The 2,478-nt window shown below is 44.3% G+C and carries 5 protein-coding genes; 1 reads left to right on the plus strand and 4 read right to left on the minus strand.

What is annotated here, in order from left to right; genetic code table 11:
- The 4 genes from B4K20_RS16475 to B4K20_RS16490 all read right to left on the minus strand — a co-directional run.
- Positions 1-1,060 (minus strand): PilZ domain-containing protein (locus B4K20_RS16475; protein WP_289283753.1); only part of this gene is annotated, 1,060 nt, incomplete at its 3' end.
- Positions 1,061-1,071: 11 nt separating this feature from the next.
- Entirely contained in the window at positions 1,072-1,338 is a 267-nt protein-coding gene (locus tag B4K20_RS16480; RefSeq protein WP_289283754.1) for a BolA family protein, read from the minus strand.
- A complete protein-coding gene (locus B4K20_RS16485; RefSeq protein ID WP_289244584.1) occupies positions 1,335-1,634 on the minus strand; it encodes a YciI family protein in 300 nt (99 codons plus the stop codon). Before B4K20_RS16485 ends, B4K20_RS16480 begins: the two co-directional genes overlap by 4 nt.
- A gap of 12 nt (positions 1,635-1,646) precedes the next feature.
- A complete protein-coding gene (locus tag B4K20_RS16490; protein WP_289283755.1) occupies positions 1,647-2,225 on the minus strand; it encodes a septation protein A in 579 nt (192 codons plus the stop codon).
- Between the two features lie 53 nt (positions 2,226-2,278).
- On the opposite strand from B4K20_RS16490, the gene B4K20_RS16495 reads away from it, so the two are divergent.
- On the plus strand, positions 2,279-2,478 hold a 200-nt coding region (locus B4K20_RS16495), incomplete at its 3' end, for a PHP domain-containing protein (RefSeq protein WP_289283756.1).

Consider the following 2,478-nt stretch of genomic DNA (forward strand, 5'->3'; position numbering starts at 1 on the left):
ATGATGCAGACACAGAATCATCAATTTCGATTGGGCTTTGCAGCATCAGAAAAAGATGCTGTTGCTCCATATTAGCGTGACTAAGTAATGCGCTGACTTGCTTGTCTGATTTTAATGAAGAAAAACATAAGCGTTTGTCACCGATCAAAATCAATCGTTTCTCTTGTTGTTTCTGTTCAGGCGCTGGCAGACTCTCAATCAGTGCACTCAGATTAGTTTGCCAATGTTGCGTCTGCCACTGTGCTTCAGCAGCACAAAAAATAGCCTGATAATCCGGATAGTCTGCATATTGCACTTGCCACAATACCGGGGAAGCAAGATGGTTAACCCACAGGCGTCGATAAAAAGTTTTTTGTAAATTGAGTAACTCATACTCGGTATCAATATGACGCTGTTTAGCCAGATGTTCAATAAAGCCAGACATCCACTCTACAAATTCCATATCCGCGTTTTCTTGGGTAAGAATGAGGGTGGAGTAGGCTTCATCGTGTTCCAGTTTTAATATCTGATAACGCTGAAGCGAGAGAAAAGTGTGACGGTGTTTTTCTGCAAGCTCGCTAAATTCAACCGTCACAGAGTCGCCAATGTGCAGTGTATAACTACGCTTTATCGTCACCCGGATAGCCGTTGAAGATATATTGACGGTATGGCCGCTGTATAGCACATCTGCAATCCGAAGTTTGATGGGCGTACTAAAATTCAGTCGTTGCTCTGCTCGGGCAAAATTCTCATCCAGCTTCAGTCGTTGAATTTTTGTTTGGTCATCTTCCTCTGGCTCCTCCGTGATAATGGCCTGTTCTAGTTGTCTGATCGTTTTCAGCACGGCTTCGTAGACTGCCACGGTGTAGCGGCCCTGAGTACGCTGCATGAGTTGTTTAACTAGGAGATAAGCTCTATCATCCAAATAATGTCGACGGCCACCAAACTCATAGGCCTGACATTCCCCGCTCACCTTGCCTCGTAAATCAATAATTCGCAGGCAATCTTTGTTAAGACGTTGTTTTTCTAATCCTTGCAAAAAGTCTTGGTTTTTTTGCTTAAGATCAGCATTTTCAGCCATGGTGGTATGAGCTACACGTGATATTCGGCAGGCGTTTTTGCCTGAATACTCAAGGCGTGAATTTTCGATTTCATCAGAGATTCAACCTGCTCAAAAACCAAACGATGACGTTTGATAAGTGTTAAGCCTGAGAAGGCGTCACTGACAATCAGCAAGTTGTAATGACCACCACCTGTATTGCCAGCATGACCAGCATGTTTATCGCTGTCATCTTCAATTTCAATCAGTTCAGGTGATAGGGCTTGCAGTGCAGTTTTGATATCGTCAATGGTGCTCATGGTAAGACTTTTTTAAAGGGTTTAACGGTGACGTTGGCGTAGACATCAGCATCCACATAAGGATCTTCTGCTGCCCATGATTGTGCTTGTTCGAGGCTATCAAACTCAGCAACAACCAGACTCCCACTGAATCCAGCTTCTCCCGGGGCTTCTGTGTCAACAGCAGGGTGAGGACCAGCCAAAACAAGACGGCCTTGGTTCTGTAGTACTTGAAGACGTTCCAAATGCGCAGGTCTGGCAGCAAGACGCTTGCTGAGACTGTCTGGATTATCTTCGCTGATAATGGCGTATAACATAATTCACAATCCCTATTTTTTTACTTCTACAGCATGTTTGGCCAAATAAATGGACTGTGCCACAACAAAGACGATGGTTAGTCCTAACATGCCAAATAATTTGAAGTTAACCCACGTAGCTTCATCATAGTTAAAGGCCACATACAGGTTAACGAGACCGGATAATATAAAAAAAGCGACCCAGGCCAGGTTGAGACGAGTCCAGACTTTGGCTGGTAATTGAATATGATCCGCCATCATTCGTTCCAGCAACGATTTATCGGTAAACAGATAAGCCCCTATAAAGACTAATGCGAATAACCAGTTTACTGCCGTGGGTTTCCACTTAATAAAGTACGGGTTATGTAACCAGAGCGTCAGCCCGCCTAACACTAGCACTAAGGCCAGGGTGATTAAATGCGCACGTTCGACCTTTCGATACAACAACCAAGTGATGCAAACCTGTAATAAACTGACCACAATCATGACGGCGGTCGCGACATAGATACCTTCTAGCTGATAGCTTATGCCATTAAACGTGTACTCTCCGCCGCCGAACTTATACGCTACAAAAAACAACACTATTGGCAGGAAATCGAAGAATAATTTCATTTCGTTTTTTCACTTCAAGCAGGATGTCTGCATTCTATCGTAAAATATCACCTATGACTCAGTTTGACTTACATACCCATTCCACCGCGTCTGATGGTTCGCTCACACCAGAAGCGTTGGTATCGCGCGCCAAACAACAAGGTGTTACCCATCTTGCGTTGACAGACCATGATGGTACAGAAGGCATCAGACAGGCGATGAAGGAGGCTCTGTCTCAGGATATTGTTCTGATTCCTGGTGTAGAAATCTCCGT

This window comes from Methylophaga sp. UBA5088 (genome assembly GCF_002414625.1).
Classification (GTDB): Bacteria; Pseudomonadota; Gammaproteobacteria; order Nitrosococcales; family Methylophagaceae; genus Methylophaga; species Methylophaga marina.